The 7,833-nt window shown below is 67.7% G+C and carries 6 protein-coding genes and 1 pseudogene; 1 reads left to right on the top strand and 6 read right to left on the bottom strand.

Going from position 1 to position 7,833, the window contains the following annotated elements; all coding sequences use genetic code 11:
- Positions 1-529 precede the first annotated feature (529 nt).
- The gene (locus TFC3_RS28675; RefSeq protein WP_067508333.1) at positions 530-1,288 is read left to right on the top strand and encodes a DUF4328 domain-containing protein; all 759 of its coding nucleotides are present in this window, start codon (positions 530-532) and stop codon (positions 1,286-1,288) included.
- Positions 1,289-1,565: 277 nt separating this feature from the next.
- Here TFC3_RS28675 and TFC3_RS28670 read toward each other — a convergent pair whose 3' ends face one another.
- From TFC3_RS28670 to TFC3_RS28645, 6 genes and pseudogenes are all read right to left on the bottom strand, one after another.
- A complete protein-coding gene (locus TFC3_RS28670) occupies positions 1,566-2,189 on the bottom strand; it encodes an alpha-ketoglutarate-dependent dioxygenase AlkB (RefSeq protein WP_067508331.1) in 624 nt (207 codons plus the stop codon).
- A gap of 62 nt (positions 2,190-2,251) precedes the next feature.
- On the bottom strand, positions 2,252-2,710 hold the full coding sequence (locus TFC3_RS28665; RefSeq protein ID WP_067508329.1) for a hypothetical protein: 459 nt from the start codon (positions 2,708-2,710) through the stop codon (positions 2,252-2,254).
- Positions 2,711-2,846: 136 nt separating this feature from the next.
- Positions 2,847-3,899: a succinate dehydrogenase/fumarate reductase iron-sulfur subunit gene (locus tag TFC3_RS28660; RefSeq protein ID WP_067508327.1), complete on the bottom strand. Its 1,053-nt coding sequence runs from the start codon at positions 3,897-3,899 to the stop codon at positions 2,847-2,849.
- Entirely contained in the window at positions 3,896-5,788 is a 1,893-nt protein-coding gene (locus TFC3_RS28655) for a fumarate reductase/succinate dehydrogenase flavoprotein subunit (protein WP_067508325.1), read from the bottom strand. Before TFC3_RS28655 ends, TFC3_RS28660 begins: the two co-directional genes overlap by 4 nt.
- A 10-nt stretch (positions 5,789-5,798) precedes the next feature.
- Positions 5,799-6,599 (bottom strand): hypothetical protein, encoded by an 801-nt coding sequence (locus TFC3_RS28650; RefSeq protein ID WP_067508323.1) that lies wholly within the window; start codon positions 6,597-6,599, stop codon positions 5,799-5,801.
- A gap of 124 nt (positions 6,600-6,723) precedes the next feature.
- Positions 6,724-7,827, bottom strand: a pseudogene (locus TFC3_RS28645) (metallopeptidase TldD-related protein); the annotation flags it as partial.
- Positions 7,828-7,833: the final 6 nt, after the last annotated feature.

The raw sequence follows: 7,833 nt of genomic DNA, 5'->3' as shown, positions 1-7,833 counted from the left end.
CCGGCCCCATCCTAATGACCCCCCGCACCCCCCCCACCAAGAAAACAACCCTCCCCCAACCCCCCGACCCCTCCGCCGGCTCCCCCCCCCCCCCCGCCGGGTCCCCGCCTCACCCCGGTCAAGTCCCTTACCCCAGCGCCGCAGCCGGCTTCCCGTCAGCCGCCCCCGCCTTCCCCGGCCCTGCCGGCTTTCCTGCTGCCTTCAGCTATCCGGCAGCTCCCGGCTTCCCCCCTCCTGCGCCCGGATCCACCGAGCCGCCCGCTTCCCTGCGTACCGCCATCCCGGCCGCAAACTTCCCTCCCCAGCCCTACTCGCCGCCGCTGTCCTCCACATCGGCCCAGCCGTATCCCGCGCCGCCCTGTCCCGCGCCGCCCTATCCGCCGCCGGCTGACGTGGTATCGGGTAGTCCCGTTGATCCGTGGGCTGCGGACGTACCGGAGGATCCCACTGCCTCTCCCACCGAGAAGCCGCAGGGTCGGCAGTGAGCTCGCCTTACGCTCATCCCGCCCCCGCTCGCCGGCCTTATCCCATGGCCGTGCTGGCCGGCCGGCGGGGAGTTTCCGCCATTGCCGCATTGATGCTGATGGTCGGCTGCTTGCTCGTCGACTACGCGCTGGTAGCTGCTTCCTTGGGCAATGGCGGTACCGAACGCTACGAGCAGTCGGATGTCGGCGTCGTCATCAGCGTCCTCGGCATCTTCGCCACCCTCTACGCCGGAATATCCTTTATTGCCTGGCTTCGTCGCGCTCGGGAATGCACCAGTGATGTCGGTGCTCATCCTCGCTGGGGTGTTCGCTGGGCTTTGTGGGGCTGGCTCATTCCGGGTGCGAATTTCGTGATCCCGCTCCTCATGGTCAACGAGGTGGACAAGAACGCGGAAAAGTTCGCCGTCCCACCGGCAAGCCGTCTCTCACGCCTGGTCTTCTTCCTGTGGGCAGTCCTGTGGACGATCTATCAGGTCACCTGGTTCCCGTGGCCCGGAATGACTCCCTCTCTGGAACTCACCCTCACCAAAATCGACACCGCAGCCGGTGTCACCGCAGCCATCCTCGCCGCCCTGCTCATTCGCCGCATCACCACCAACCTCGAGTCGGTCCCTTATCGGCAGACGGCTGGGTATCCGGCTTACCGAGCGCCGCTTACGGGATATGCGTTTCCGCCCGCTACCTCGGAACCGCCCGCCGGGCAGGCCTCGCAGCCTTCGCCAGCAGCGCCGGTGGCGGACCCGTGGACGCCGTCCATTCCCATTCCCGAGGCATCCCAAGATGGCCGCCCGCCGCAGGAGTGACGCCGGCATCAGGCAGGCGGCCGCGGAAACCTGGCCTGACCCGGCCGTGTCACGGCGACGGCTATCCCACCGGCCACAGCCGCGGTGGCCACGGAACCGCCGGCGACCAGGTAGCGGCGGCGCCGGATGCGGCGTTCCGGCTTGCCGGGTTACCCAGCGGCGGTAATGGCTCGTCGTCCAAGGCCCGGTCGAAGAGATCCTCCAGATTGTGCTCCATGGTGGTGCTCTTCACGTACGGCGGCTTCTCCTGTCGTGACTGGTTGAGCCGCCCGTTGGGTCACGCGACGTTGATGGGCCGGAATTGCACGCTGACCCGGGGGCCGACCGGTTTGGCCGTTTTCGGGATGGCATGCTCCCACGTGCGCTGGCAGGAGCCGCCCATGACGATCAGGTCGCCGTGGCCCTGGGGGAGTCGCAGGGTGCCGGCGCCACCCGCGCGGGGACGCAGCATGAGGTTGCGCGGGGAGCCGAACGACACGATCGCCACCATGGTGTCCTCGCGGGAGGAGCGGCCCAGCGTGTCACCGTGCCAGGCCACGCTGTCCTTGCCGTCGCGGTAGAGGCACATGCCCGCGGTGACGAAGCGCTCGCCCAGCTCGGCGGCGTAATACTCGGACAGGCGCTCGCGGGCGTCGGTCAGCACCGGGTGGGGCAGTTGCTCGTTGCGCCCATACCAGCGCAGCAGCCGCGGCACGTCGACCACGCCGTCATACATGGGCCTGCGTTCGGCCCGCCAGTCGACCTCGGCCAGCAGCGTCTCGAAGATGTCGTCCGAACTCTGCACCCAGCCCGGCAGAACATCCACCCAGGCGCCTGCGGTGAGCACATGCCGGCGCAGGCGCCCGGACAGCGGCTCGAGGCTGGCTCCGGCGTCCCCGGGCCCGCTCATCAGGTCGAGCATTGACGGCTGATAAGAACTCACCGCGTCACCGTACGCCCATTTCGTACGTCTGTGCCAATCCGTCAGATGTCGTGATCGTGACGTTCGGCGCGCAGCGTGTCCAGCCGGTTCTGCGCCCGTCTGACCGCGGCCCGGGAACGTTCGAGGAAGGCATCGCTGCGATCCAGGCGCGACACCTCCCGGGCGAACGCCTCGTCCATCCGGATGCCGGGGTCCGCCTGGGCCGAGCCCGGTCGGGCATCGCGCTCGTCGATCGTGCGCTCGCGCGAGGTCAGATCGTGTTCGCGCAGGTCAGCTACCGACTCGCGCTGGTTGGCGTCCTGCTCGCGCCCCTCGGCGGCCAAGTCTCGCTCCGCAGCCAGACGCTCCCGCTCGTCGAGGATCGCCTGCCGGGTGTTCAGCTCCCGCTCGATCGCGCCGAGCCGCTGTTCCCGGGCGTCGAGCAGCCGCTCCCGGGCGTCGAGGGTGCGCTCGCGTTCTTCCAGCAAGAGTTCGAATCGGGAACGGTCGTTCGGCAACACACTTCATACTCCCATGCCGGGAGCGTTTCCAGCGATCAATCTTTCGGCCTGTCCAGCGGCGAGGCCCCGCTGAGCGACGCGGCCGGCCGGGCGGCGAGGCCCCTGCCGGGCGGCGAGGCCCGCCGAGCCGCCAGGCCTAGTGACGATCCCTGCCCCCACCGGAAGGCCCCTCCGGATGCCGGTAGGTGACGTCCGCCAGCGGAAACTGCTGGTCATTGCCGAACGGTGACGGCCCGCCCGCGTTGGGCGCAAGCAGCTCTGCCACGTCCATCCTCCCGTCCTCGCCGACCGGTGACGGCTCCGGCGGCCGGGTGCCCGCCCCGGCCAGTCCCGCCGCCGCTCCCGTTACCCCCTCCGACGAACTCGGCGCCATCGAATCACCGCCGCCACCTGCCCGCCGTACCGGAATGCCTCCCTCGCCGATCCCCGCCGGCGCCTGGACCTGCTCGCGGCGCAGGATCTTGCGACCCAGCCAGACCAATGGGTCGTAACGGCGGTCGACTACGCGTTCCTTCATCGGGATGATCGCGTTATCGGTGATTTTGATGTGCTCGGGGCAGACCTCGCTGCAGCATTTGGTGATGTTGCAGTAGCCAAGGCCTTGATGGGCTTGCGCGTATTCCTTGCGATCGGCGCGCTCGTCCAGCGGGTGCATGTCCAGTTCGGCCGCGCGGATGAAATACCGGGGGCCGCTGAAGGCGGTTTTGTTCTCTTCATGATCGCGTACGACGTGACAGGTGTTCTGGCACAGATAGCACTCGATGCACTTGCGGAACTCCTGCGACCGCTCGACATCGATCTGCTGCATCCGGTAGTCACCCGGTTTGACGCCCGCCGGCGGCGTGAAGGCCGGCGTCTCGCGTGCCTTCTCGTAATTGAACGTCACGTCGGTGACCAGATCGCGGATCACCGGAAAGGTACGCAGCGGGGTGATCGTGACGGTCTCGTTGTCCTCGAACGTCGACATCCGCGTCATGCAACTCAGCCGCGGCTTGCCGTTGATCTCCATCGAGCAGGAGCCGCACTTGCCCGCCTTGCAGTTCCAGCGGCAGGCCAGATCCGGGCTTTGCGTCGCCTGCAGCCGGTGGATGATGTCGAGCACCACCTCGCCGTCATTCACGTCGACGTCGTAGTCGCGGATCTCCCCGCCGGACGCATCGCCCCGCCAGACCCGGAAGTGCCGCTTCATGAGAGCTCCTCGTCGGTCATGTACTTGCTGAGTTCGCTGCTGTCGAAAAGCTCCAGCAATTCGGGCGGCATGGCCGGCAGTGCCTTGCGATCCAGGTGCACGTCGCCGTCGTCGTCCAGCGAGCACACCAGGTTGACCTTGCGCCATTCCGCGTTCATCTTCGGGAAGTCCTCGCGGGTGTGCCCGCCGCGCGATTCCTCGCGTTCCAGCGCGGCTTTCGCGGTGCATTCCGAGACCAGCAGCATGTTGCGCAGATCCAGGGCCAGGTGCCAGCCCGGGTTGTACCGCCGGCCGCCGGTGGCGCCGGCCGCGGCGACGCGCAGCTTCAATTCCTGCAGCCGTTTGAGCGCGTCGGTCAGTTCGGCTTCGCGTCGGATGATGCCGACCAGGTCGCCCATGACCGACTGCAGATCCTGCTGCAACGTGTACGGATTCTCGCCCCCCTCACGGGTCAGCGGAGCAAGCGCGGTGCCGAGCGCCTTCTGCACATCGGCGGTGCGCACCTTGGGCCGTTTGGCCAGCACATCGGTGTACGCCGCCGCGTGCTCGCCCGCCCGTTTGCCGAATACCAGCAAGTCGGACAGCGAGTTACCGCCCAGCCGGTTCGACCCGTGCATTCCGCCGGACACCTCGCCGGCCGCGAACAAGCCCTGCACCGTTCCGGCCGCGGCACCGGTGTCCGGGTCGACCTCCACGCCACCCATCACGTAGTGGCAGGTCGGGCCTACCTCCATCGGTTCCTTGGTGATGTCGACGTCAGCCAGCTCCTTGAACTGGTGGTACATCGAGGGCAGCCGCCGGGTGATGGTCTCGGCGGGCATGCGGGGCGACACGTCGAGGAAAACGCCGCCCGACTTGGTGCCGCGACCCGCTTTCACCTCGCTGTTGATGGCGCGAGCCACCTCGTCACGCGGCAGCAGTTCCGGCGGGCGGCGATTGTTGTCCGGGTCCTCGTACCAGCGGTCGGCTTCGTCCTCGGTTTCGGCGTATTGCTTGCGGAACACATCCGGCACGTAGTCGAACATGAACCGTTTGCCGTCGGAGTTGCGCAGCACGCCGCCGTCGCCGCGTACCGATTCGGTGACCAGAATGCCTTTCACGCTGGGCGGCCACACCATGCCGGTCGGATGGAACTGCAGGAACTCCATGTTGATCAGCGTGGCCCCGGAGCGCAGCGCGAGCGCGTGACCATCCCCGGTGTATTCCCAGGAATTCGACGTCACCTTGTACGAACGCCCGACGCCCCCGGTGGCCAGCACGACGGCCGGTGCTTCCAGCAGAAGGAACTCACCGGATTCGCGGTAGTACCCGAACGCGCCGGCAATGCGGGTGCCGTCCTCGTTGGTCAGCAGCTCGGTGATCGTGGTTTCGGCGAACACCCGGATCCGCGACTCGTAGTTGCCGGTCTCGGCGTAGTCCTCCTGCTGCAACGACACAATCTTCTGCTGCAGCGTGCGAATCAGTTCCAGCCCGGTCCGGTCGCCGACGTGGGCCAGCCGTGGATATTCGTGGCCGCCGAAATTGCGCTGGGAAATCTTGCCGTCCTTGGTGCGGTCGAACAGAGCGCCGTACGTCTCCAGCTCCCAGATCCGTTCGGGAGCCTCCTTGGCATGCAGTTCGGCCATCCGGAAGTTGTTGAGGAACTTCCCCCCGCGCATGGTGTCGCGGTAGTGCACCATCCAGTTGTCGCGGCTGTTGACGTTGCCCATCGCCGCCGCGGCGCCACCTTCGGCCATGACCGTGTGCGCCTTGCCGAACAGCGACTTCGAGATGATCGCCGTTTTCTTTCCGGCCAGCCGAGCCTCGATAGCGGCTCGCAATCCCGCCCCGCCCGCACCGATCACAACGACGTCGTACAGGTGGCGTTCCACGCGTTCAGCGTCCGTCATGCTCGCTCCCTCAGCCGATGAATCGCAGGTCGGGCCACCAGCCGGCGGCGAGCGCCATGACATAGAAATCGGTAAGCGCCAGCGTTCCCAGCGTCACCCAGGCGAGCAGCATGTGCCGCGCATTGAGCTTGGAGACAAAGGTCCAGAACCGGTACCGCACCGGGTGTTTCGAGAAATGCTTGAGCCGCCCGCCGGCAATGTGACGACAGGAATGGCAGGACAAGGTGTACGCCCACAGCATCACCACGTTGCCGAGCAGAATGATGTTGCCCAGCCCGAAGCCGAAGCCGTCGCCGCTGTGGAACGCCCGGATCGCATCCCACGTGTTGATCAGCGAGATGATCCCGGCGGCGTAGAACGCGTAGCGGTGCAAGTTCTGGAAGACCAGCGGGAACCGGGTCTCGCCGGTGTACCGCTCGTGGCCGTCCGGCACGGCACAGGCCGGCGGTGAGAGCCAGAACGCGCGGTAGTACGCCTTGCGGTAGTAGTAGCAGGTCAGCCGGAACAGCAAGAGGAACGGGAGCGTGAACGCGGCCTCGGGGATCAGCCAGAAGCTCGGGAGCGGCGTCCCGAACTCGGCCGAGCCCTCGACGCACCGATCGGTCAAGCAGGGCGAGTAGAACGGGGTCAGATAGTGGTACTCACCGACGTAGTACCACTTGTGCATGAACACCCGGACGGTCGCATAGATGACCCAGGCGCTCAGCCCCACAACTGTGACCAGCGGTGCGATCCACCACCGATCGGTCCGCAACGTCCGAGCGGCGATGGCGGCACGCACCGCACCCGGTCTCGTTGGCGTCGTCGTCATTGACGTTCTCCCTGACAGCAGTCTGCCGGCGGGCGCATTGAAGATCGACATACGTGCGTCCGCAATGTGTGGCACACGTTACATCGAAGGTCAGCATTCTGCCGAGTGCTGTCGTTGTCCGCCCTCACCCAGAGGCGTTACCCGTCAAGTTCCACGACGCCAGGTGCAGCGCCGGAGCCGTGTACCGCACCCCCGACCACCGGTCCGGCAACGCGACAGCCTCGGCGCCCACCGCCAGCACCGCCCCCGGCCCCAACGCCTGCGGGTACGACTGGGTGAAGCGCATGTTGCTCACTGCCGACACCACTTGGCCGTCCTCCACCAGCCAGACGCCGTTGCGGGTCAGGCCGGTGATCACCAGGCTCTTCTGGTCGAGCACCCGGGTGTACCAGAAGTCGGTGATCAGCAGGCCCCGCTCCAGATTCGACATCAGAGCGGCGGCGGATGGCGCGGCGGGGTTATCGGAAGGCGGGGTAGCGACGTCACCGGCCGCGCCCGCGGAAAGCCGTAGGTTGACGGCTGCCGGGCCCCAGGAACGGGACGCCACCGAGCCGTGACCCGTGGAATCGGCGCCGGCCTCGGCCGCTGAGGTGCGGTCGTGGGTCACCGCCCGGGTGGTGCCCCGGTCGACGATGACCAGGCTGTCGCGCGGGGTGCCCTCGAGGTCGAAGGGCAGGATGGCGCCGAGCGGCTCGTCGGTGATGGTGATCTTGTCGTCGAACTGCTGGGCGCCGAGCTCGGCGAACGACTGGTGCTGGGCGAACGCCTTGCCGTTGAAGCCGAACGTGGACAGGTTGTTCAGCAAGTCGGACACGGCGGTCGGCTCGAGCACCACCTCGTAGCGCCCGGGCGGCAACTCGATGGTGTTGCCGGCCGCGCGTGCCTTGGTCGCGGCGAGAGCACCCATGGGCGCGCCGTCCAACTCGGCGATGCGCCCGCTGGCGTGGCGGGACACGCCGTCGGCGCCGTTGAGACGGGCGATGCCGTCCATGGCTGCCTCGGCCGTGCGGCCCTGGGCGCTGTGCCCGGCCGTGTTGGCGAACCCGCCGGAGGTGTAGCTGGTGCGGCAGAACCCGGCTGTCTCCAAGCCGCCGGCGGCGTCGACAAAAGCGCGTACCCGGGCGGCGCGTTCCTGCGGGCCGGCGGCGGCGGTTGCCTCGTCGAAGCCGGCGTCTGGGCGCAGCGGGGTGGGCGGGGTGAGGCCCGCCCAGAGCGGGTCGGGCGGGCCTCACCC

Source organism: Actinoplanes sp. TFC3 (assembly GCF_001553785.1).
Classification (GTDB): domain Bacteria; phylum Actinomycetota; class Actinomycetes; order Mycobacteriales; family Micromonosporaceae; genus Actinoplanes.
Note: the sequence above shows the minus strand (reverse complement) of the source record. Positions and strands in the feature narration are given on the sequence as shown.